The organism is Oerskovia rustica (genome assembly GCF_014836555.1).
GTDB lineage: Bacteria > Actinomycetota > Actinomycetes > Actinomycetales > Cellulomonadaceae > Oerskovia > Oerskovia rustica.
Genome location: NZ_JACSQQ010000001.1, coordinates 164,356 through 186,831 on the forward strand (window position 1 = coordinate 164,356; position 22,476 = coordinate 186,831).

15 protein-coding genes and 1 pseudogene are annotated in these 22,476 nt (G+C 73.8%); 10 read left to right on the forward strand and 6 right to left on the reverse strand.

What is annotated here, in order from left to right:
* Positions 1 to 1,042 precede the first annotated feature (1,042 nt).
* Positions 1,043 to 1,963, forward strand: a complete 921-nt coding sequence (locus tag H9652_RS19510) for an LCP family protein (protein ID WP_225227501.1) — start codon at positions 1,043 to 1,045, stop codon at positions 1,961 to 1,963.
* 85 nt (positions 1,964 to 2,048) lie between these two features.
* Here the strand turns inward: H9652_RS19510 and purE are convergent, their stop codons facing one another.
* Both purE and H9652_RS00705 read right to left on the reverse strand, forming a co-directional pair.
* Positions 2,049 to 2,606 (reverse strand): 5-(carboxyamino)imidazole ribonucleotide mutase, encoded by a 558-nt coding sequence (gene purE / locus H9652_RS00700; RefSeq protein WP_191794186.1) that lies wholly within the window; start codon positions 2,604 to 2,606, stop codon positions 2,049 to 2,051.
* Positions 2,607 to 2,609: 3 nt separating this feature from the next.
* Positions 2,610 to 3,860: a 5-(carboxyamino)imidazole ribonucleotide synthase gene (locus H9652_RS00705; RefSeq protein WP_191794187.1), complete on the reverse strand. Its 1,251-nt coding sequence runs from the start codon at positions 3,858 to 3,860 to the stop codon at positions 2,610 to 2,612.
* Positions 3,861 to 3,961: 101 nt separating this feature from the next.
* On the opposite strand from H9652_RS00705, the gene H9652_RS00710 reads away from it, so the two are divergent.
* Positions 3,962 to 4,591: a GtrA family protein gene (locus H9652_RS00710; protein WP_191794188.1), complete on the forward strand. Its 630-nt coding sequence runs from the start codon at positions 3,962 to 3,964 to the stop codon at positions 4,589 to 4,591.
* Here the strand turns inward: H9652_RS00710 and H9652_RS00715 are convergent.
* Positions 4,588 to 5,940 carry an ATP-binding protein gene (locus H9652_RS00715; RefSeq protein WP_191794189.1) on the reverse strand — a complete coding sequence of 451 codons (1,353 nt, stop codon included), beginning with the start codon at positions 5,938 to 5,940 and terminating at the stop codon, positions 4,588 to 4,590. The two genes, H9652_RS00710 and H9652_RS00715, sit on opposite strands and share 4 nt — an antisense overlap.
* Positions 5,941 to 5,972: 32 nt before the next feature.
* On the reverse strand, positions 5,973 to 6,656 hold the full coding sequence (locus H9652_RS00720; protein WP_030150069.1) for a response regulator transcription factor: 684 nt from the start codon (positions 6,654 to 6,656) through the stop codon (positions 5,973 to 5,975).
* Positions 6,657 to 6,987: 331 nt separating this feature from the next.
* On the opposite strand from H9652_RS00720, the gene H9652_RS00725 reads away from it, so the two are divergent.
* The 5 genes and pseudogenes from H9652_RS00725 to H9652_RS20425 form a co-directional block, all read left to right on the forward strand.
* The gene (locus tag H9652_RS00725) at positions 6,988 to 8,541 is read left to right on the forward strand and encodes a sensor histidine kinase (RefSeq protein WP_225227502.1); all 1,554 of its coding nucleotides are present in this window, start codon (positions 6,988 to 6,990) and stop codon (positions 8,539 to 8,541) included.
* Positions 8,538 to 9,260 carry a response regulator gene (locus H9652_RS00730; RefSeq protein WP_138823351.1) on the forward strand — a complete coding sequence of 241 codons (723 nt, stop codon included), beginning with the start codon at positions 8,538 to 8,540 and terminating at the stop codon, positions 9,258 to 9,260. Before H9652_RS00725 ends, H9652_RS00730 begins: the two co-directional genes overlap by 4 nt.
* A 291-nt stretch (positions 9,261 to 9,551) precedes the next feature.
* A complete protein-coding gene (locus tag H9652_RS00735) occupies positions 9,552 to 10,388 on the forward strand; it encodes an ABC transporter ATP-binding protein (protein ID WP_191794190.1) in 837 nt (278 codons plus the stop codon).
* 23 nt (positions 10,389 to 10,411) lie between these two features.
* The gene (locus tag H9652_RS00740) at positions 10,412 to 13,162 is read left to right on the forward strand and encodes an ABC transporter permease (protein ID WP_191794191.1); all 2,751 of its coding nucleotides are present in this window, start codon (positions 10,412 to 10,414) and stop codon (positions 13,160 to 13,162) included.
* Positions 13,163 to 14,386: 1,224 nt separating this feature from the next.
* Positions 14,387 to 15,826, forward strand: a pseudogene (locus H9652_RS20425) (FtsK/SpoIIIE domain-containing protein); the annotation flags it as partial.
* 1,836 nt (positions 15,827 to 17,662) lie between these two features.
* Here the strand turns inward: H9652_RS20425 and H9652_RS20430 are convergent.
* A complete protein-coding gene (locus H9652_RS20430) occupies positions 17,663 to 18,136 on the reverse strand; it encodes a hypothetical protein (RefSeq protein ID WP_404821980.1) in 474 nt (157 codons plus the stop codon).
* Between the two features lie 221 nt (positions 18,137 to 18,357).
* Between H9652_RS20430 and H9652_RS00750 the strand changes: the two genes are divergently transcribed.
* Positions 18,358 to 18,606 (forward strand): WhiB family transcriptional regulator, encoded by a 249-nt coding sequence (locus tag H9652_RS00750; protein ID WP_030150075.1) that lies wholly within the window; start codon positions 18,358 to 18,360, stop codon positions 18,604 to 18,606.
* 109 nt (positions 18,607 to 18,715) lie between these two features.
* On the opposite strand, the gene H9652_RS00755 is transcribed toward H9652_RS00750, so the two are convergent.
* Entirely contained in the window at positions 18,716 to 20,203 is a 1,488-nt protein-coding gene (locus tag H9652_RS00755) for a sensor histidine kinase (RefSeq protein WP_138827244.1), read from the reverse strand.
* A 123-nt stretch (positions 20,204 to 20,326) separates the two neighbouring features.
* Here H9652_RS00755 and H9652_RS00760 point away from each other — a divergent pair, with 123 nt between their 5' ends.
* Positions 20,327 to 20,833, forward strand: a complete 507-nt coding sequence (locus H9652_RS00760; protein ID WP_191794193.1) for a DUF2505 domain-containing protein — start codon at positions 20,327 to 20,329, stop codon at positions 20,831 to 20,833.
* Positions 20,834 to 21,120: 287 nt separating this feature from the next.
* Positions 21,121 to 22,455, forward strand: coding sequence for an ABC transporter substrate-binding protein (locus tag H9652_RS00765; protein ID WP_191794194.1), 1,335 nt, complete (start codon positions 21,121 to 21,123; stop codon positions 22,453 to 22,455).
* The last annotated feature ends 21 nt before the right edge of the window (positions 22,456 to 22,476 follow it).

A 22,476-nucleotide genomic window follows, 5' to 3' on the forward strand; every position in this document is an offset into this window, starting at 1 on the left:
GCCCCCCCCCCCACCCCCCGGGGGGGGGGGCCCGTCCATGTCCCGGGAACGCCTCGGCGACCTGCGCGGCGGGTGTCTCTACGAGACCTCCACGCTGCGACCTCTCGGGCGTCCCGGTGCGGCCCGGGGTACGTCCTATGCTCTTGACCCGTGACCTCTCGTAGCTGTCTCTCGTCCGGCACGACAGCAAGGACCTCCGCGTGCACGGTCCCGCTCGTCGCGCCGTCGCGTCAGCGGCACGTGGTCGCTCGGGCGCACGCTGCCGCCGTGGACTCCCGCCTCGGCCGCGCCTACCCCAGGTCGCGACCGGTCGATGGCATCATCGTCCCCATGTCCGTCTCGCGTCCGGACGCCCTCCGGGTCCGTCGGCCTCCGCTGCCCGACGCCGTCGCACACGTGGGTGGTTGAGCCCATGTCTCACGACGAGTCCCCCTCGGGACGGACCAGGCCTCCCAGCTTCACCCCGCAGACGGGTCGTGCGGGACGCCCTCCCAGCGCGAGCGACGCCATCGCGGTCGGTTCCGACGGCTCGGGACCTCCCTCGAACCGCCCTGTCGAGCCGATCTCCCCCGATGTCCCGCTCTCGGCCGAGCCTCGGATCAAGCGCCAGTCGTCGCGGACCGCCGCTGCTCCCCCGTCCCGCCCGGGAACTCCGCCGCCGGCCCCTCCGGCCCGGCCCGTCGGCGCCACGGAGAACGGCCGTGCCCGCGCCGCGGGCTCCCGGTCGCAGACGGCGGCCGAGAGCTCCGCACCGTCGTCCTTCCCCCCGGCACGAGGGAGGCCGGCTCGACCGCAGGGGTCTCCTGCGCGTCCAGCGACCGGTGCGCCCGGGCAGCAGAGGAACGGGACCGCCGCACCTCGCTCGGGTACGTCGCCCTCGCGCCCTGCTGCGGCACGTCAGGGCGGAGCAGGAACGACGGCACGAGGTGCGGGCCCCTCGGCGCACCCCGGGTCGTCCACGGGCGCCCGTCCGCCGTCGAACCGACCGCCGTCCGCTGTCGGTGCCCCCCGCGGGCGCCGACGCAGACGACGTGTCGTCGCGATGGTGGGTGTCCTCGCGCTGGTGCTGCTCGTCGCCTGGCCCGTCGGGCTGCTCGTGTGGGCCAACGGCAAGATCCAGCACGTCGACGCGCTCTCGGGCGCGGCAGGGACCCCGGGCACCACGTACCTCCTCGCAGGTTCCGACGCGCGTGGTGGCGACGGCATCGCAGAGGACGGTACGGAAGGAGCCCGCACGGACACCATCATGATCCTGCACGAGCCGACGAGCGGCCCGGCGGCCCTCATCAGCCTTCCGCGGGACACGTTCGTCGAGGTTCCCGGCAAGGGCCCCGCCAAGCTCAACGCCGCGTACTCGTGGGGCGGCGCCCCGCTCCTCGTCCAGACGGTCGAGGGTCTGACCGGGTTGACGGTGGACCACTTCGTCGAGATCGGTCTGGGCGGGGTGACGAACGTCGTCAACGCCGTCGGCGGCGTCGAGCTGTGCCTCGACTACGACGTCAACGACCCCAACAGCGCGCTCTACTGGGCCGCCGGATGCCACGAGGTCGACGGCACGACGGCCCTGGCCTTCGCCCGCATGCGCTACTCGGACCCGAAGGGCGACATCGGCCGAGGTGAGCGGCAGCGGCAGGTCATCGCCGCGGTGAGCCAGAAGGCCGTGGACGCGAGCCTGCTCGTGAGGCCCGGGGACCAGGTCTCGCTGCTCGGCGCCGGTATCGGTGCGCTCGAGGTCGACGAGAAGACCGGCGTGCTCGATCTCGGGAGGCTCGCCCTGGCGTTCCGCGCGGCCAACGGCCCCGACGGCATCACGGGCACCCCGCCCATCTCCAACCCGGACTACCGTCCCGGCGGCGTCGGGTCGACCGTGCAGCTCGACCCCGACCTGAGCCCGGCCTTCTGGACCGGCATCCGCGACGGCAAGCTGCCCGCGGGCATCGTGGGCGGCCTTCCCCAGTCCTAGTCGTCCCGAGCCGTCGTCGCCCTGGCGGCAGCGAGGAGGGCCCACGCCGCTGCCCGGCGTGGGCCCTTCTCGCTGTGCCGGGGAGCTACGCCCCGAAGCCCGTCCGGCGCTCGCCCGCGACCGAGGCGCGCAGCGCGGCCCCCTTGGCGTGGGCCTGCTCGCTCAGCCCCTCCTGGAACGCGACCATCTGCTCGCGCAGGCGGGCGGCGGCGTCGTCCACGCCCGAGGCGAGGATGCGCGCGGCCAGCAGGCCCGCGTTGCGCGCACCCCCGATCGAGACGGTCGCGACGGGGACGCCCGCAGGCATCTGCACGATCGACAGGAGCGAGTCCATGCCGTCGAGGTAGCGCAGCGGCACGGGCACGCCGATGACCGGCAGCGGCGTGACGGCCGCGAGCATGCCCGGCAGGTGGGCCGCTCCCCCGGCACCCGCGATGATGACGCGGATCCCGCGGCCGGCGGCCTCGCGGCCGTAGTCGATCATCTCGGTGGGCATGCGGTGGGCCGAGACGACGTCGACCTCGATGGCCACGCCGAACTCGCGCAGCGCGTTCGCGGCCTCCTGCATCACGGGCCAGTCGGAGTCGGATCCCATCACGATCCCGACCACGGGGGTGCTGGTCACTGGGGTGCTCTCCGTCATGTCTCAGGCCTTCTTCTCGTCGGTGCGGTTCTCGGGGAGGGGTTCGCCGCGCAGCAGCGCGGCGGCCCCCAGTGCCCGACGGCGGACCTCGCCCAGGTCCTGGCCGCTCACGTTCACGTGGGCGAGCTTGCGGCCCGGGCGCACCTCCTTGCCGTACAGGTTGACGCGCGCGTCGGGGAACGCACCCAGGACGTCGGGCAGGGCGTCGGTGAGCGCCGGGAGGCTCGACCCGAGCACGTTGGCCATGACGGTCCACGGCGCCGTGGTCGAGGTGTCGCCGAGCGGCAGGTCGAGGACGGCGCGCAGGTGCTGCTCGAACTGGCTCGTGACCGAGCCGTCGATGGTCCAGTGGCCGGAGTTGTGCGGGCGCATCGCGAGCTCGTTGACCAGGACACGGCGGGCGGGGCGGCCGTCGGCCGAGCCGACGGCGCCGTCAGGGCCCTCAGCCACCTCGAACATCTCGACCGCGAGCACGCCCGTCACGTCGAGCCCCTCGGCGATCGCGACGGCCACCTGACGCGCCTCCTCGGCCTCGTCGGCGGTCAGGTCGGGGGCCGGGGCGATGACCTCGGAGCACACGCCGTCGCGCTGGATCGACTCGACCACGGGCCACGTGCGGACCTCGCCGCTCGGTCGCCGCGCGACCAGGACCGCGAGCTCGCGCGTGAACGGGACCTTCTCCTCGACGAGGAGCTGCGGGCCACCCGCTGCCGCGGCGGCGAGCCAGTCTGCGGCCTCGTCCGCCGAGGACACGACCCGCACGCCCTTGCCGTCGTAGCCGCCGCGCGACGTCTTGACGACGGCCTGGCCGCCGACCTCGGCGAGGAACCCGGCGAGCGTCGCGTGCCCCTGCTCGGGGTCGACCGGCAGCGGGACCCAGCGCGGGCACGGGGCGCCGAGCTCGGTGAGTCGTCGTCGCATCACGATCTTGTCCTGCGCCTGGACCAGGGCGTGCGGTGCGGGCCGCACGGGGGTGCCGTGCTCGATGAGGTCGGCGAGCAGGTCGTTGGGGACGTGCTCGTGCTCGAACGTGAGGACGTCGGCCGGGGCCCTGCCGTCCGCCGGTGCGATGAGGTCGCGGATCGCACCCTCGTCGGTGGCCGCTCCCACCGGGGCGTCGGTCACCACCTGGGCCGCCGACGTCCCGGGAGCCTCGACGAGCACCCGCAGGTGCACCCCGAGCTCACCGGCCGCAGGGGCCATCATGCGGGCGAGCTGCCCGCCTCCGACAACGGCGATCACTGGTGCTGACACGTGTACCGAGGGTAGTCGCTCGACCGCCCCTCGGCCGACCCGTCCCACCCGGCGGTTGCTCCTGGCAATCTTTCCCAGGTCCACGGCGTACCCTGCCGACCATGTCCAGCCAGGTCGACGAGCTCTCGCTCGTCCCCGTCCGGGCGCCAGTCCCCGCCGGGACCGCAGCGCGCCCGACGTCCGGCGCCGCCCCGCGCCGGACGCGCGTCGTCGCGCGCCTGGCCGAGCTGGGCCGGTTCAGCTTCGTGGGGACCGTCGCGTTCTTCGTGGACCTCGGCCTGTTCAACCTCCTGCGCTTCGGCCCCTGGGACGCGCTGAGCGCGAGCCCGCTCGAGGCCAAGGCGATCGCCGTGAGCGTCGCGACGGTCGTGTCGTGGCTCGGCAGCCGCTACTGGACCTTCTCCGACCGCCGCACGAGCCGACACGGCCGCGAGCTGCTCACCTTCCTGCTGGTCAACGCCGCGGGCATGGCCATCTCGCTCGGTGTGCTCGCGTTCACGACGAGCATCCTGGGTCTGACGTCGCCGCTCGCGGAGAACGTCGCGGCGAACGGTGTCGGCCTCGCGCTGGCGAACGTGTTCCGCTACGTCGCCTATCGACGCGTCGTGTTCACGGGCTCGTCACCGGCGGGTCGCGGGCAGGTGGCGAGCACGGCCGACGAGAACGGCCCGGTCGACACCGGGCCGAGCCTCGCCGACGATCTCGCCGGCAACCCGGCCGACAAGGACTAGCCCTCGTCGCCCTGTCCGCGCCTCCTGCGCCGTCTACGGACGCCGGACGCCGAGATCGTGGTCCCGGTCGGGAGCACGAGCCGCGGGTCGAGGGTGCGGGGGACGCCCGCGAGGAAGAGCGCGAAGATCGGCGGGCGACGCTGGGCCAGCTCGAGCCGCCCACCGTCGGCCGCCGCCAGGTCGCGGGCGAGCGCGAGACCGAGCCCCGTCCCGGCGCCCGAGGTCGCACCACGTTCGAAGACGCGCGAGGCCATCTCGTCCGAGACCCCGTCCCCCTCGTCCCCGACCTCGATCGCCACCGCGCCGCTGGTCCCGCTGGGACGAGCGCGCACGGTCGTGGTGCCCGCCCCGTGCTTGAGCGAGTTCTCGATGAGCGTGGCGAGCACCTGGGCGAGCGCACCGGGCGTCGCCAGGACCTGGTAGCCCTCCGGCACGTCGACCACGAGCCGGCGCCCCGCCTTGGCGAACGTGGGGACCCACTCCTCCTCCTGCTGACGCACGACCTCGATGAGGCGCACGGCCTCGGTCGTGCCGCCCTGCGCGCGACGGGACTGGGTCAGCAGGTCGTCGACGACGGTGACGAGTCGCTCCACCTGCTCGAGCGAGATGCGCGCCTCCTCCTGGATCGCCGGGTCGTCCGAGGCCATCGAGATCTCCTCGAGGCGCATGCTCAGCGCGGTCAACGGGGTCCGGAGCTGGTGCGAGGCGTCGGAGGCGAACTGACGTTCGGCGGCCAGGCGCCCGGCGAGGCGGTCCGAGCTGCGTGCGAGCTCGGCGGCCACGAGGTCGATCTCCTCGACCCCGGAGAGCTCGAGGCGGGGCCGAACCTGGCCGGACCCGAGCTGCTCGGCCGAGGCCGCGAGGTACACGAGCGGCGCCGACAGCCGGTTGGCCTGCCACACGGCCATGGCGATACCTGCGGCGAAGGCGACCACGGAGGCCGCCACGACCAGCAGGACGATCTTCGCGGCGTTCCAGTAGCTGTCGGCGAACGACGTGGTCAGGGCCACCGTCGCGTTCTGGTCGGTCCGGTCCGCGGCCTCGTTGACACGTCCCGAGATGACCTCGCCGGCGGTCATCTGCTCGCCGTCGGGCAGGTTCACGAAGACGTAGGCGGGCAGCTCTCCCGGGCGCCCCTCGGAGGCGTTGTCCAGGACCGACTGCGGGATCGGCTCGTTCTGCGAGAGCCGGGCGTCGATGTTCCGGGCGAGCGTGTCCACCCGCCCCTGGAGCTGGGCCTTCTCGCTGGCGAGCACGAACTGTGCTCCCAGGAAGGCCAGGGGGAACCCCAGGAGCAGGACGGCGACGGCGACGGCCGCGACCGTCGCCTGCAGCACGCGTCGACGCACGCCCTACTCCTTCGCTCAGCCCTGTCGGCTGATCAGCCCTCGCCGGTCTCGAAACGGAAGCCGAGCCCTCGGACCGTCGAGACGTAGCGCGGCGAGTTGGCGTCGTCGCCGAGCTTGCGACGCAGCCAGGACACGTGCATGTCCAGCGTCTTGGTGGAGCCCACGGGCTCCGAGCCCCACACGTCCCGCATGAGGGTGTCGCGCACGACGACGGAGCCCGCGCTCGCGATGAGCACGCGCAGGAGCTCGAACTCCTTGGTCGTGAGGTGCAGCTCCCGGTCGCCCTGGAAGGCACGGTGGGCGGCGACGTCGATACGGACGTCCTGCGCGACCAGCTCCTCCTCGTCGGTGGTGTCACCGTGGGTGCGCCGAAGGAGCGCCCGCACGCGGGCGAGGAGCTCGGCCAGGCGGAAGGGCTTGGTCACGTAGTCGTCCGCGCCGGCGTCGAGACCGACGACGAGGTCGACCTCGTCGGCGCGGGCCGTCAGGACCAGGACCGGTGTGGTCAGGCCCTTGTTGCGGATCTCACGTGCGACGTCGAGGCCGTCCATGTCCGGGAGGCCCAGGTCGAGCACGACGATGTCGACACCGTTCGCGGCGTCGATCGCTCCTTGACCAGTTCCTTGCACGACCACGTTGTAACCCTCACGCGTCAGCGCACGCGCCAAAGGTTCGGCAATCGCCGGGTCGTCCTCCGCTAGCAGTACGTGGGTCATTCGATCATGCTAGGGCATTCGCAGAACTTTGGCGTTATCCGGCAGGCGTTGTGGGACACCCATGACACACCTGATGGACACCGGCGGCAGGGGTGTTCTGCTCTGCCCTGGTCTGCCCGGTTGCACCCGGTAGCGCCCGCCATGCGCACGCCGTCGGGACGTCATGGGAGGCCGCTCCCACGACCTGTCGTGACCGCTGCCCGACCGGTCGCGTCGGCGCGGCCGACCCACGCTCTCGTGCCCGGATCATGCCCTGGTCGCGCCGGGGCGCGCCCCTGGTCCGTCCACGGGTGGACTCCTCCGACGACGGGCCGCACCTAGGCTGGCAGGCATGGGTTGGTACGAGAACATGGGCAAGTGGTGGGAGCGGCACCGGTTCGGGGTCGACATGACCACGACGCTCGTCGTCGCGCTCGCCTTCGTGCCCGCGGCCTGGGCGCTCGGGACGTCCGCCACGGGCGGTTCGACGCTCTCGACGCTGTTCACGATCGGGATGATCGCCCCGCTGCCGTGGCGCCGGGTCCGTCCCGTGGCGTCGGCGATCACGGTCTACGCGGTCGCGCTGCTCCACCTGCTGGCTGGGATCCCCCTCCTCCCGGCCGACGTCCTCCTGCTGATCTCTCTCTTCTCGGTCACCGTCTACGGCCCCCGCTGGGCGCACCGCACCGCGATGATCTCCTCGGCCGCCGGCTCCCTCGTGCTCGGGCTGTCGCTCGCCATGCAGGCGAGCGGCCCGGGCGAGGCGGCCACGGTTCTCGTGATCACCACGATGTTCACGACCATGATGTTCCTCGCGGTCTGGGCGTTCGGGCTCGTGCGCCGGTCGCGGCGCGAGACCATCAACGCGCTGGTCGACCGCGCCGAGCGCCTCGAGATCGAGCGCGACCAGCAGGCGCAGATCGCGACGGCTGCCGAGCGCTCCCGCATCGCCCGCGAGATGCACGACATCGTCGCCCACTCGCTGTCGGTCATCATCGCCCAGGCCGACGGGGGCCGGTACGCGGGGGCGGCCGACCCGGCCGCGGCCACGCGCGCACTGACGACGGTCTCGGAGACGGGGCGCGCCGCGCTGGCCGACATGCGCCGGCTCCTCGGGGTCCTGCGCACCGACGACCGTGACGCCGTGACGTCAGCCGGACCCGCGCAGCTCACGCACGCCCCCGGCCTCAACAACAGGCCCCGGCCGCTCCCGCATGGGCTCCCCGCGGGCCCTTCCGGGCCGTCCGCGTCCTCCGCGGGCTCTCCCGCCACGGGGCCCCTGCCCGTCACGGGCGCGACGCGTCGCGTGGAGCTCAACCCACAGCCCGACTCGGCCGACCTCGAGACCCTCGTGGCGCAGGTGCGAGACAGCGGCATGCGCGTCTCGCTGGTCCGCATGGGCACGCCGCGCGCCCTGCCCCCGGGAGCGGGCCTGACGGTGTACCGGGTCTGCCAGGAGGCGCTGACGAACATCCTCAAGCACGCGGGCCCGGACCCGACGGTCACGGTGGTCGTGACCTGGGGCGTCGACACGCTCCAGCTGGCGGTCGACGACGACGGGCGGGGGGCGTCCGCGGACGGTTCGCAAGCCCCCGGCTACGGCCTGCTCGGCATGCGCGAGCGCGCCGTGATCTTCGGCGGCTCCGTCACGACGGGTCCACGCCCCGGGGGCGGCTTCCGCGTCCGGTTCACCATGCCCATCCCCCGGCTCGACGGCGCCGCGCCCCCGGTCCCGCCGGTCCCCGGGCCGCCCTCCTCACCGCCCGGCCCGACGGCGGGTCCCGGCCCGGTCCTCCCGCCGCCGGCCCCGCCGTCGGGCAGGATGGGACCACGCAGCGCACCCGCACCCGCACCCGCACCCGCACCCGCACCCGCACCCGCACCCGACGATCGTCAGGATCCATGACCTCCACCTTCTTCACGCCCGACCTGCCCGAGCGCGCCCCGATCCGGGTCGCGCTCGTCGACGACCAGCAGCTCGTGCGGGCCGGCTTCCGGATGGTGATCGACTCGCAGCCCGACCTGCAGGTCACGGTCGAGGCCGGCGACGGGCTCCAGGCGCTGCGGCTGCTCGCGGACCACCCCGTCGACGTCGTGCTCATGGACGTGCGCATGCCGCACCTCGACGGGCTGGCCGCGACGGCACAGCTCACGGCCGCGGCCGCGGACGGGCAGCACGTGCCCCGTGTCATCGTGCTCACGACGTTCGACCTCGACGAGTACGTCCTCGAGGCCATCCGGTCGGGAGCGAGCGGATTCCTCCTCAAGGACGCGCCCCCGGAGGAGATGCTCGCGGCGATCCGTACCGTGCACTCGGGCGACGCCGTGATCGCCCCGTCCTCGACCCGCCGGCTCCTGGAGCACCTCGTCGTCGCGCTGCCCGCCGAGCAGCTCGTCGACACGGGCGCCCAGCAGCAGGTCTCCTCGCTCACCGAGCGTGAGCGCGAGGTGCTCGTGCTCATGGCCAGAGGCCGGTCGAACACCGAGATCGCGGGCGACCTGTTCGTCGCCGAGGCCACTGTCAAGACGCACGTCGGGCGCATCCTCGCCAAGCTCGAGGCGCGCGACCGCGTGCAGGCCGTGGTGACCGCCTACGAGACGGGACTGGTGCGCCCGGGGGCGTGACGCCGTCGGGCACCTGGCGCACCACCACGCGCCGGACGGGCTCCCGACACGTCCCTGCTCGACGCGCGGCGTACCCGCCCGACCAGGCACGTACGACCACGGGATGACTCCCCCCACGACCAGGACCAGCCCCTCGCCGGACGCGGCGGGCACGTCCCCGCTCCTAGTGTCGTCATCAGGTGGGAACGAGGGCCTCCGCCCTCCCCCGCACCCCCTCGGCCCCGACGCCGGACGCACCACGCGCCCCGCCGCGGGACCAGACCTACCGACGACGACCTCCCTGGAGCAGACGTGGACACCACCGTGTACCAGCCCATCCCCGGCACCGCCGCCTCACCGGGCACGCCCGCCGTGCGCGCCCGGTCCCTGACCAAGCTGTACGGCAAGGGCGAGGCGACCGTGCGCGCGCTCGACGGCGTCGACGTGGACTTCGAGAAGGGCGCGTTCACCGCGATCATGGGCCCCTCGGGGTCGGGCAAGTCCACGCTCATGCACCTGCTCGCCGGGCTCGACACCGCCTCGAGCGGCCAGGGGTTCATCGGCGACACCGAGATCACCGCGCTGGGCGACAACGAGCTGACCAGGCTCCGCCGCGACCGCGTCGGCTTCGTCTTCCAGTCGTTCAACCTGCTGCCCATGTTCACGGCCGAGCAGAACATCACGCTCCCGATCGAGCTGGCGGGCCGCAAGGTCGACGCCGAGACCAAGGAGTGGCTCGCGACGCTCGTCCAGACCCTGGGCCTGGGCGCACGCCTCACGCACCGCCCCAGCGAGCTCTCGGGCGGCCAGCAGCAGCGAGTGGCCATCGCCCGCGCGCTCATCGCCAAGCCCGAGGTCGTCTTCGCCGACGAGCCCACGGGCAACCTCGACTCGCGCTCGGGCGCCGAGGTCCTGAGCTTCCTGCGCCGCTCGGTCCGCGAGCTCGGCCGCACCATCATCATGGTCACGCACGACCCCACGGCCGCCGCCTACGCCGACCGCGTCATCCTCATCGCGGACGGCCGCATCGCGGGAGACATCGACGACCCGACCCCCGAGTCCGTCCTCGCCGGGCTCGACGCGCTGCGCACCCTCGAGAGCGACCCCGCGGACGGCCTCACCGGCACCACGACGGCGGTGCGCGCCTGATGGTCCGGCTCACCCTGGCGCAGATGCGCCGCAGCATCGGACGGCTCAGCGCCGCCGGCATCGCGATCCTCATCGGGACCGCCTTCCTCACCGCGACACTGCTCGCGGGGAACATCATCAACCGCGTCACGACCGACTCGATCGCCGCGCAGTTCGCCGACTCCGACCTCGTGGTCTCGAACGGTCCCGGCATCGACCCGGCAGGCCTCGAGGACATCCGCGGGACCGAGGGCGTCGAGGCCGCCGACCCGCAGGTCCTGCGCGCCTTCGAGCTCGTCTCGGGGGGCAAGCGCACCTACCAGGTCGTCGTCCCCGCCGCCTCGGACCCGCGCTTCGAGGCGCAGGAGCTCGTCGAGGGCGCGATGCCCACCCGCTCGGGCGAGATCGCCCTGCCGTCCGACGTCGCCGAGCGGCTCGGGCTCGGGCTCGGCGACCCCGTGACGGTCGTGCGCTCGGTGTGGACGCCCGGTGCCGAGGACGCTGCAGCCGGTACGGGCACGACGGCCGACGAAGGTGCGCCGTCCGAGGAAGCCGTCGCGCCCGAGGAGACCGCACCCGCCGACGCTACCGCTGACGGGGACGGCGCGTCCGCGCCCGCCGAGGAAGCCGCGCCCGGTGACGAAGCCGCGCCCGGTGACGAGTCTCCCGCCGGCACCTTCGTCGACACGAACGAGAAGCTGACCCTCGTCGGGACCCTCGACGACCCGATGGGCGCCTACGCCCAGGTGGGCGGCGCGGGCGTCCTGTCGAACGACGACCTGACCACCTGGGAGGCCGACAGCTACGTCCCGGGCGAGGCGACGACCGCGTACAACGCGGTGCTGGTCGCCCTGGCTCCCGGTGCCGACCTCGAGGCCGTCCGGTCGTCGATCACGAGCTCGCTCGGGGGAGACGCCAAGGTCTGGACGAGCGCCGAGTACGCCAAGGAGCAGGCCGCCCAGATGACGGGCGGCGAGGACGTCTTCACCTACGTGATCCTCACGTTCGCGGCGATCGCGCTGCTGGTCGCGGCCCTGGTCATCGCGAACACCTTCCAGGTGCTCGTGGCCCAGCGCACCCGGACGCTCGCGCTCCTGCGCTGCGTCGGCGCCGACCGCAAGCAGCTGTCCCGCTCGGTCCTGCTCGAGGCCATCATCCTCGGCCTGGTCGCCTCGGTCGCCGGCATCCTCTTCGGCATCGGGCTCGTCCAGCTCGCACTGACCGTCGCGGGCACCATGGACCTCGGCATCCCGCTGCCGCCCGTCGTCCAGGTGACCGCCGTCGCGGTCCTCGTCCCCCTGCTCGTCGGGACCGTCGTGACCCTCGTCGCGTCGTTCTCCCCGGCGCGCGCCGCGACCCGGGTCGCCCCGCTCGCCGCCCTGCGTCCCTCCGACGCGCCGACCCTCACGTCGGGTGCAGGACGCGTCCGCCTCGCGATCTCCTCGATCCTCGTCGTCGGCGGCGCGGGCCTCCTGGTCCTGGGGGTCCTCCTGGGCCAGCAGGGCAGCGCGCAGGCAGGCCTGCTCGCCGCGACCGCAGGTGGCGCGGCCTCGTTCGTGGGCATCCTCGTGGGAGCGATCTTCTGGCTCCCCAAGGTCGTGAGCCTCGTGGGCAAGGTCCTGACGGGCTCGGGCAGCACCGCCAAGCTCGCGGCCGCGAACACGCTGCGCAACCCGCGCCGCACGGCCGCGACGAGCACCGCGCTCCTCATCGGCGTGACGCTCGTGGCCATGATGTCGACCGGGGCCGTGAGCGCCCGGATGAGCATGAACAACGAGCTCGACGGCCGCTACCCCGTGGACGTCTCGCTCGCGACCGACGGCTACGACGAGTTCGGCGGCAACCAGCCCGTCGCGCTCCCGCAGTCCACGATCGGCACGGCCGAGAAGGTCGACGGCGTCGAGTCCGTCGTCCCGCTGACCGCGACGTCCGTCACGGTCGACCTCGACGGGAGCGACATCACGTTCCTCGCCCGCGGGGTCGACCCCGAGGCGGCGGGCACGCTCGTGCGCGACAAGGAGGCGGTCCAGGGCCTGGCCCCTGGCACGGTCGTCGTCCCGGCGGGAGTCGCCAAGGACTGGGGCATCTCGTCGGGCGACCAGCTCGTGCTGGCCGCAGCCCCGCTCCCCGACGACGGGGACCCCCAGGGCACCCCCGCGACCCTCGAGGCGCTCGTGACCCCGATGGGTGGTCGTGCCCTGCTCGTCACGCCGCAGACGCTCGAGGGCGTCGCGACCGGGACACCCGTCACGAGCGCGTGGGTCGGGCTGGCCGACGTCAACGACGCGGCGTCCGTGGTGCCCGCCCTCCAGGACGCACTCGCGGAGTCCGACCTCCCGATCGACGTCACGGGAGCCGCGGTCGAGCGCGCGATGTACCAGAAGGTCGTCGACACGATCCTCGGCGTCATCGTCGGTCTCCTCGCGGTCGCGGTCGTCATCGCCCTCATCGGCGTCGCGAACACGCTCTCGCTCTCGGTCATCGAGCGCCGCCGTGAGTCCGCGACCCTGCGGGCCATCGGCCTGAGCCGGTCCCAGCTGCGGTGGATGCTCGCGATCGAGGGCATGCTCATCGCGGGGGTCGGCGCGGTGCTCGGCATCCTGCTGGGCATCCTGTACGGCTGGGCCGGTGCCTCCGCAGCCCTGGCCGTCATGGGCGACGTGACCCTCGCCGTGCCGTGGCGCGACGTCGCCCTGGTCATGGTCGTGGCGCTCGTCGCCGGGCTGCTCGCCTCGGTGATCCCGGGACGGTCGGCAGCCCGTACGTCGCCCGTGGAGGCGCTCGCGGTCGACTGACCCCGCACCTCGTGGAAGCACGCCCGACGGCGCGCCTGTGGACGATCTCCTCGTCCACAGGCGCGCCGTCCGCGTGTGCGGCGAGCTCTGTGCGACCGCGAGGATCGTCGGGTGCTCATCACCCTCCATCCGGGCGTCGACCTGGACGTGGCCCCGGGTTCGCGCCTCGGAGACCTCCGCCCGGACCTCGCGCGCGTCGCGTGCCGCCCCGAGGTCGCGACCGCGCCGCTCGAGGTCGACGGCGTCTTGCTCGGTGACGACCACCGGGTCGGGACGCGGCCTCTCCTGCCTGGTGCGACGCTCCGAGCGACGGTCAGCGGGACGCACGGCCGCGAGGCCCGACCTGCTCGCGCGCACCAGGCCGCGAGCGCCGTCACCGTGGACCCGGACGTCGCCGCGCTGCGCGCCCCCTGGCACGTCGCGGTGCTCACGGGGCCCGACTGCGGAGGCCTGCTGCCGCTGGAGCCCGGCTCGCCGCTCGTCCTGACTCATAGGACCGGTCCGCCGGTCGTCGTCACCCTGGCCGCGCAGCGCCGCCAGGGCCTGCGGACCTCGGGGGCGCGGGGACCCGCGGCAGGGGCGGAGGCCCGGGTGCGGCTTCGGGTCAGGCGCGACCCGGGCAGCGCGCCGGAGCGCGGCACCGTCCAGGGCGGCACGGAGCCGTCCGTCCAGGTCCACCGGCAGTCCCCCGACGGCAGGCAGCGGCGCTTACGGCGCGTGGCCGCCCGGCGCTGGCGCCCGGGTCACGTCCTGCGGGTGGGCGCCACGACGTACGACCTGCGCCCCCGTCCCGACCTCGACGAGTGGGACGTCGTGAGCGGGCTCGCCCACCCGGCCCGGCCCGTGCCGCGCGGACTCCTCGACCCGGCGTCGATCACGATGGCGATCACGCCGGCCGTCGGGTCGCTCGCGCTCGCGGCGGGCACGCGCCAGCCCTTGTTCGCTCTCCTCGCTCTGGTGGGCCCGCTCACGCTCCTGGTTGCCCTGCTCTCCCGACGGCGTCGCACCGCCGCGCGCGGACCGCGCGGCACGGGAGGGGATCACGCCGTGCCGCACGGGTCGGCCCCCGGGAGGGCGGGCGCCGACCCGGCGCGCCCCGCGGAGGGGGCCAGGGCGGCAGGACGTCGCCCGTCACCCCAGCCGTCGTCGCAGCGCGAGCGCGCACCTGTCCCGGGCGCCGTGCTCGACCGGTCGCGCTACCCGGCCCCGCACCCGGCCGACCTCATGACCGCAGCGTTCGCCGCCCATCACGCGACCGAGGCCCGTTCCCCGGCCACGTCCCCGGTCGCGGACGCGCAGCCCCTGGGTGGGCCCGCACCCCGGGACGTCGTCCCGAGCGCCCAGGGTGCCTGCCTGCCCGACGGCTGCGTGGCCGTCGTCGGCCCCCGGGGCGCCCGGCTGGCGGCCGCCCGCACCCTGCTCCTCGCCCAGGTCGCCTCGGGGGCCGAGGTCGAGGCCGTGCACCCGGACGACCTGGCGCCGGACTGGTCCTGGCTGCGCTGGCTGCCCGGCGCCCGCCGGAGCGACCTGGTGGCGAGTGCTCCCCAGGACGAGGGCGGGAGCGGGAGCGGGAGCGGGAGCCGCCCGCGGCCGGTCCGGGTCGTCGTGGTGGACGTCCCCCCGGGGCCTGGTCCGGGGAGCCCGGGCGCGACGTCCGGTCGCCTGGCCGAGGCCGTCGAGACATGGTGGGCACGACGGACGGGGACCGAGCGGCTGATCCTGCTCGCCGCCGAACGCCGGTCGGTCCCGGCCTGGTGCCGCACGCTCCTCGACACGGCCCGGCACACCTGGCACCTGGCCGACGGCACGGTCGAGCCCGCCCCGGAGGTCGGGGTCGGGGTCGACCGGGCCGAGCGGTACGCGCGCCACGTCGCCGCCGCGGCACGCCTCGGCCGCTGGCCCGCCGGTGCCGAGCCCGTTGGACCCGTCGACCCCGCGGATCCCGCCCACCCCGACCTCGCCGCGGGCGTCTCGCTCGCCGGGCTCCTGCACGTACCGCTCCCCCACGAGCCCGGCGCGTGGCCCGCCTGGGTCGCCGCCCGGTGGTCGCCCCCTGCGGCTCGCCCCCGCCCGGGACTCGACGTCCCGATCGGCACCGACGCGCAGGGCAGGACCGTCCAGGTCGACCTGGTCCGCGACGGTCCGCACGCCCTGGTCGCCGGGACCACGGGGGCGGGCAAGTCCGAGCTGCTCCAGTCCCTCGTGCTGGCGCTGGCCCTCACGAACAGCCCGCGCAACCTCGCGCTCGCGCTCGTCGACTTCAAGGGAGGGGCGGGCTTCGGCGCCTGCGCAGGACTCCCGCACGTCGTCGGGCAGGTCACGGACCTCGAACCGGGGCTCGCCGGACGAGCGCTGACCGGTCTGCGCGCCGAGCTGCGCCGACGTGAGCACGCGCTCGCGGAGGCCGGCGTGTCCGACATCGACGACCTGCCCCGCGGGGCGCTGCCCCGGCTCGTCGTGGTGATCGACGAGTTCCGGGCCCTCGCCGACGACCTCCCCGACTTCCTCCCCGGTCTCCTGCGTCTCGCGTCGCAGGGCCGGTCGCTCGGGGTGCACCTCGTCCTGGCCACGCAGCGCCCCGCCGGGGCCGTGACGGCAGACATGCGCGCGAACATCTCCCTGCGGCTGGCGCTCCGGCAGCTCGACGCGGGCGACTCGCGGGACGTGATCGACTCACCTCACGCCGCACGCATCCCGACCGGTCTCCCCGGGCGGGCGGTCCTGCGACGCGGGAACGGGCCGCCGCTGGCCCTCCAGTGCGCGCACGCGGGGACGGCGGCTCCGCCCGCCGACGTCCGGGTGCGAGCCGCCGGGCGATGGGGGGCGCCCCGGGACACGGTCCTCGCCCGTGTCGGGCCTGAGTCCGACCCCGTGACCGACCTCGTCGCGGCCGCGGTCGCCGCGGCGGACGCCGCCCGCCTCCCGGCCCATGCGCCGCCGTGGCTCCCCGCCCTCCCTGCTCGCGTGACGCCGTCGGACCTGGGGGGCGTGCTCCGCGAGGGTGCGGCGCCGGGCAGCCTGCCCCTGGCCCTGGCCGACCTGCCTGACCAGCAGCAGCGTGGCCTGGTCTCCTGGCTGCCCCCGGACGGGCACCTCGCGGTCGTCGGGCGCCCACGCTCCGGGCGGTCGACGGCCCTGCGCGCGCTCGCGGTCTCCGCCCTCGACCGTGGCTGGGACGTCCACGTCGTCGGCGCTGCTCCGACGCTCACGGACGGGCTCGCGCAGCACCCACGGTGCGGGACCGTGGTGCCACGGCACGACGCACGACGGGTCGCGCGCCTCGTCGACCTCCTGCTCCGCGACGCACAGGGCCGCCCGACCCTCGTGCTGCTCGACGACGTGGAGGACCTGCGCGCGTCCCTCGGCCGTCTCGCGTCGGGGGCGGGGGCCGACCAGCTCGGTCGGCTGCTCGCCGAGGGACCGGCAGCGGGCGTGCACGTCGCGCTCGCGGGCGGGTCCCCGGGCCTGGCGGGACTGTCCCAGCGCGTGGGGCCCCGCCTCGTGCTGGCCTCGGCCGCCGTGCCCGACGACGTCGCGCACGGCGTCCCGTCACGGCTCGCGGGGCGCGGTGGTCGCCCCGGGCGGGCGGTGTGGCTCGGGGCGGGCGAGGCCGTCGAGTGCCAGGTGGTCGTCGACGCCGTGCTCGGCGGTACGGCCGAGGTCACTCCTGGATCCGGGGGTCCGACCGGTCGCGACGGGCCGGTGCGGCTGCGCCCGCTTCCCCGGTACGTGGCCGAGACCGACATCGCGGGCACCGAGGTGGCCGGTCACGCCGTCGGTGCGGGCCTGGCCGGCCCCCGCACGTCGGTCCTCTCACCCGTACGCCTGGTCGTAGGACGCGGTGGCGATCATGCGGACCCCGTCCACCTCGACGTCGAGCGCGGCGCTCTCGTCGTAGGTCCGCCGGGCAGCGGGCGCAGCAGCGCTCTGCTGGTGCTTGCGCGCCAGGCTCACGACGCGGCGAGGTTGCGGGCCGTCGTCTCTGCCGACGCCCGGTTCGAGGACCTCGCCCAGGGCGGTGCGCACGACCTTCGGGTGGTCACCGGGCGGTCGTCGGCCGAGGTGCGGGCCGTTCTCGGCGCGCGGCCGGGAGCGGGGCTCGTGGTGGGCGACGTGGTCGTGGTCGACGACCTGGACCTGCTGGTCCAGGCGTTCCCTCTCGAGGTGGACGTCCTCACCGACCTGGTGCGGACCGGCGTCACCGTCCTCGCGTCGGCCTCGACCGTGTCGGCCGCAACGGCCCACCGGGGGCCCCTCGCCGAGCTGCGGGGCGCGCGCAGCGGACTCGTCCTGGCCCCCGAGGAACGGGGCAGCAGCGAGGTCTTCGGCAGGCCCTTGGGCTGGTCGGTCGACCCCGAGGTCGCGCCGACCGGTCGGGCGGTCGCGATCCGCGGCAACGAGCTGGTGCCCGTCCAGGTCGCCTCGCCCGGGACGGTCGCGGTCGCGTCGGAGGACGGGCAGGCCGAGGCGCCTCGTGCCGAGGGACCGTCGCGAGCGGGTTCAGCCGTCGGTGCGGGCCGCGTCACGGGTCGTCGCGACGACGACCGGGCGCAGCATGAGACCGACGAGCACGACCAGGGCGAGCGCCATGGTCCCGATCCCGCCGGGCGTGACCTGGTACTGGAGCCAGCTGAAGGCGACCACGACCTGGAGGAGCTGCCAGGTGGCCACGGGTGACCGTGCCCACCGCTGGCCACGGAGCAGGCCACGAGCGCTGGCCCCGAGGACGACCGCGACCCCGAGGCAGAACAGGGCGAGGAAGATCGAGACCCCGGCCGAGAACGAGCCGCCCGAGAGGAGCTCGGCGAGGACGACCACCGCGGCGGCAGCGAGAGCCAACGCCTCGAGGGCGATCCCGGCGACCACGACCCACAGGGCGGGCGGTCTCGCCCCTGCGGGGAGCGTCGCCGACGGGCCCTTCCCCTCCTCGGGGGGCTCGGGGGATGATTGATTCGGGGTGCTCACAGGTGCCACGACAACCCAGCGTACGCGTGACCTGCACCTTCACCGAAGTGTGACCAAGACCTCACGGTTCACCCCGAAGAAACTTTCCGGTAACCCCTTGTGCTGGGCTTCACGAGATGTGAACCTAGTTCAAGCATCAATTACCCCCCACCTGAGCCCGAAGCCCATTGTGGACGTGCGTCCGACACATTCACAAAGTGGCCTTGCTCGCCATGCCAAGGAGACCTCACATGGACTGGCGCCACCGCGCAGCCTGCCTGGAAGAAGACCCTGAGCTGTTCTTCCCGATCGGGAACACCGGCCCCGCCCTCCTGCAGATCGAAGAGGCGAAGGCCGTCTGCCGCCGCTGCGACGTCGTCGACACGTGCCTCAAGTGGGCACTCGAGTCCGGTCAGGACGCGGGCGTCTGGGGCGGCCTGTCGGAGGACGAGCGTCGCGCTCTCAAGCGCCGCACCGCTCGCGCCCGTCGCGCCGGCTGAGCTTCACATACTTTTCTCATAAAGGGCCGTCACCTGCTGGTGACGGCCCTTTATGTTGCCCACGGAAGAGAATTGTCGACCCGTCCGATCCTCCCCGTGAGGCCGATCGTCACCCCTGTCGCGAGCCCGCGCCGTCGCGCAGCACGAGCTCCAGGACCACCTGGGTCCCACCCCCTGGACGGGTGGACCACTCGATCGTCCCGCCCAGCTCGTTCGTGACGAGCGTCGCGACGATCTGCGACCCCAGACCGCTCTTCTTGGCCTTGACGGTGGGCGCGGCACCCGGCAGCGGCATGCCGACGCCGTCGTCCGCGACCACGATCCGCAGGGCCGACCCGCTGCGCCGCGCGTCGATCTCGACCGTCCCGTCCTTGCGGCCTGCGAGCCCGTGCTCGACCGCGTTCGTCACGAGCTCGGTCAGGACGAGCGCGAGCGGGGTCGCGTCCTCGGCCGGGACCAGCCCGAAGCTCCCCGTCTGCACCGTGCGGACCTTGGTGTCGGCCGAGGCGACGTCGGCGGCCAGGCGCAGGGCCCGCCCGCCCATGTCGTCGAACTCGACCTCCTCGTCGAGCGTCTGGGACAGGCTCTCGTGCACCAGGGCGATGGTCGCGACGCGGCGCATGGCCTCCTCGAGCGCCGCCCGCGCCTCCGGCACGTCCATGCGCCGTGCCTGCAGGCGCAGCAGCGCGGCGACCGTCTGCAGGTTGTTCTTGACCCGGTGGTGGATCTCGCGGATCGTCGCGTCCTTGGTGATGAGCTCGCGCTCGCGGCGACGCAGCTCGGAGACGTCGCGGCAGAGCAGCACCGCACCGATGCGCTGCCCCGACTCGGTGAGCGGCAGGGCGCGCAGCGACAGCGCCACCCCACGGGCCTCGATGTCGGTACGCCACGGCGCCCGCCCCATGACCACGAGAGGCAGGGACTCGTCGACCGGGGTCTGGTGCTCGATGAGGTCGGTCGTGACCTCGATGAGCGAGCGCCCCACGAGCGGCCCGATCACTCCGAGACGGTGGAAGCAGCTCAGGGCGTTGGGGCTCGCGTAGAGCACCTCGCCCTCGGAGTTGAGCCGGATCAGCCCGTCGCCCACGCGAGGGGCGCCCCGGCGGGGGCCGGTCGCCGCGTTGGGCGCGGGGAACTCGCCGCGGGAGATCATCGCGATGAGGTCGTCGGCGGCCTCGACGTAGTTCAGCTCGAGCCGGCTGGGCGTGCGTCCGCTGCCGAGGTTCGTCTGCCGGGCCACGACGGCGATCGCGTGCCCGTTGTGCACGACCGGGATGGCTTCCTCACGCACGGCGTACGCCCCGAACCAGCGGGGCTCGCGGGACCGCTGGGAGCGGGCCTCCGACAGGGCGCGCTCGAGCTGGGGTCGCTGACCGTCGGGGGCCATCGAGCCGACGATGTCGTCGTAGTGCACGGTGGCCCCGGTGCTCGGCCGGCACTGGGACACCGCGACGAAGTTCCCGTCGCCCGTGGGCAGCCACAGGACGAGGTCGGCGAAGGCCAGGTCGGAGATGACCTGCCAGTCCCCGACGAGAAGGTGCAGCCACTCGTTGTCGGCAGGCGACAGCTCGGCATGGCGGGAGATCAAGTCACTCATGGCAGACACGGGCTCCAGCGTACGCATGCACCGGCGCCTTCACGGGATCGCCGCCCTTCCTTGGGTAGAGTCGGTCTCCCCGGCGCACCCTGCGCGCCGGTCAGCACGTCCCGAGGAGACCCTGTGCACCTGAGCGTCGATCTGCACTACCCCGCCGGCCTGGAGGACGTCACCCGGATGCTCGCGAGCGAGGCGTTCGTCCGGTGGCGCGCGCAGCGCACGGGCGGCCCGCAGAGCCTCGTGGACCTCGCCGACGTGACAGGGTCGCTCGACGAGGGCTTCTCCGTCGTCGTCCGGCGCACGTTGCCCACGGACCAGATCCCCGGCCACCTGCGCGCGTTCGTGGGGAGCGCGCTCGAGATCCGTCAGGCCGAGGTCTGGGAGCCCGCGGTGGACGGTTCCCGTCGGGGCACGGTCTCGCTCGAGATCACGGGTGCTCCCGTCCGGATGACGGGCACGGTCTCGCTCGTGGCCCTGCCCGACGGCGGCACGCGCCAGTCGTACGAGGGCGAGCTCAAGGCGACGGTCCCGCTCTTCGCGGCGGCCGTCGAGGAGGCCGCCGCGGGCGCCGTCCGGGCCACGCTCGCGTCCGAGGAGCAGGCCGGCGTGGAGTGGCTCACGGCCCCCTGACGGGCCCCTGCCTCGCGCCTGCGCGACGGTCCGCGAGGGCCACCAGGGCGCGCCGCGAATCCCATACGCGCGGTCGGTAACCGATAACGATTCGAGCACAGGATCCGACGACGCAACGCTGTGACCTGCGCAGACACTCCCATGGGAGCGTTTCCACGACGTTTGGTCACCTACCGAGGTTGACATCCCGAGAAGCGAGCAGCCACCATCGTGGCACTTCGTGGGAGCGCTACCACTCGAAGGAGCATGGGAGCGCTGCCACGCCGATCATCGACAAGGGAGTCACCGTGCTGAGCAGCACTCGTTCGACCCGCACCCGCACAGCAGCAGCCGCCGTCGCGGGGGTTGCGGCCCTCACCCTCACCCTGACCGCCTGCTCCTCGGGCTCCGGCTCGTCGGACGAGGGCAGCGGCTCGTCCGACGGCGAGAAGGTCACCCTCACCGTCGCGACGTTCAACGACTTCGGCTACACCGACGAGATGCTGAAGTCCTACACCGACGCCCACCCGAACGTCGAGGTCAAGCAGGTCAAGGCCGCGAAGTCCGAGGACGCACGCACCAACCTGACGACCAAGCTCGCCGCCGGCGGCGACGGGCTGGCCGACATCGAGGCCATCGAGGTCGACTGGCTCCCCGAGCTCATGCAGTACCCCGACCTGTTCACCGACCTCACGGACCCCGAGCTCGCGGACCGTTGGGTTGAGTGGAAGTCGCAGCAGGCCACGACCCCCGACGGCAAGCTCATCGGGTACGGCACCGACATCGGCCCCGAGGCCATCTGCTACCGCTCCGACCTGTTCGCCGCGGCCGGGCTGCCGACGGACCGCGCAGCGGTCGCCGAGCTCCTCGGCGGCGCCGACGCCACCTGGGACGACTACTTCGCCGTGGGCAAGCAGTACAACACCGCGACGGGCAAGGCCTGGTTCGACAGCGGCATGGCCACCTACCAGGGCATGGTCAACCAGCTCGACAACGCCTACGAGAACTCGGACGGCACGCCCAAGGACCTCGCGACCAACTCCGACATCCAGGGCCTGTACGAGTCGGTGCTGACCGCGTCCGTGACGGACAACCTGTCGGCCCACCTCGAGCAGTGGTCGGGCGACTGGGACGCCGCGTTCCAGAACGACGGCTTCGCGACCATGCTGTGCCCCGCCTGGATGACCGGCCCGATCGAGGAGCGCTCGGGCGGCGTCACCGGCTGGGACGTCGCCGACGTCTTCCCCGGTGGCGGTGGCAACTGGGGCGGCTCGTTCCTCACGGTGCCCGCCTCCGGCAAGAACGCCGACGCCGCCAAGGAGCTCGCCGCCTGGCTGACCGACCCCGCCCAGCAGACCGCCGCGTTCGAGTCGGCCGGCACGTTCCCCTCGCAGGTCGAGGCGCAGGACTCCGAGGCCGTCCAGGCCTTCACGAACGAGTTCTTCAACGCCGCGCCGGTCGGCGCGATCTTCGTCGCCCGCGCCAACGCGATCGAGGGCGCGCCGTTCAAGGGTGCGAACTACTTCGCGATCCACCAGACCGTCCAGGACGCCATCAAGCGCACCGACGTCGAGAAGACCGACGACGCCAAGGCGTCGTGGGACAAGGCCGTCCAGTCCTTCAAGGACCTGGGCCTGAGCTGATCCGGCGCGGGGGGGGGGGGG